This is a genomic window from Novosphingobium sp. KN65.2 (genome assembly GCF_001368935.1).
Classification (GTDB): domain Bacteria; phylum Pseudomonadota; class Alphaproteobacteria; order Sphingomonadales; family Sphingomonadaceae; genus Novosphingobium; species Novosphingobium mathurense.
The window spans coordinates 1-654 of the sequence record NZ_CCBH010000038.1 but is presented as its reverse complement, the minus strand read 5'-3'; the positions used below and the strand labels follow the sequence as shown (position 1 = coordinate 654).

General features: G+C 56.0%; 1 protein-coding gene. It reads right to left on the bottom strand.

Going from position 1 to position 654, the window contains the following annotated elements:
• Positions 1–417 precede the first annotated feature (417 nt).
• On the bottom strand, positions 418–654 hold a 237-nt coding region (locus SPHV1_RS25305), incomplete at its 5' end, for a hypothetical protein (protein ID WP_197277604.1).

Genomic DNA, 654 nt, shown 5'->3' with positions numbered 1-654 from the left:
CCGTTCGCGTCGACCAGCCCGGTGTCCGTCGCCTCGTGATCGCACACCTCGGGGACATGGCTCATGGGCTCGTCGTAAAGCTCATCGCCTTCCCATGCTCTCGGCCTGGTGGGGGTGGTGAAGTAGCGGGGGCGGGTCACTGGGCGAGGCTCCAAGCCTGTCTACCGTCTACCGTCCGCGCGTATTCCTTCTTTAGGCCCTCTTTTTCTCTCTTTTTTTCTCTTTTATGGAATAGAAAGTAGACAGTAGACAAAGGGCTTATCGCGACGAAAAAACAATGACTTAGCTTGTCCACCAAGTTGTCTACCGTCATATCACCAAGATGGTAGACAACTGAGTTGGTAGACGGATTGATGCCGTGTCTACCGTCTTTCAGAACGATGGTAGACACGTTTTGGGCATGGTTGGTAGACGCCATCACCTCGCCTCCCGCTCAAAAATGCGCATCGATTTCCGGCTCGCATCCTTGCCGATCTTGCTCGTATACCCGAGCCGGCGCAGGCACTTTGCGACGCGGTTCTGAGCCTTCTTGTCCATGCGCTCGGACGGCATACCGAGCGCCGCAAGAGCCTCGGTGACGGTGACGCGGTTGATGGAATTGAAGATCAGTTTGTCGGTCAGGATCTCATCCCAGGCGTCGTATTCCTCGCGCAG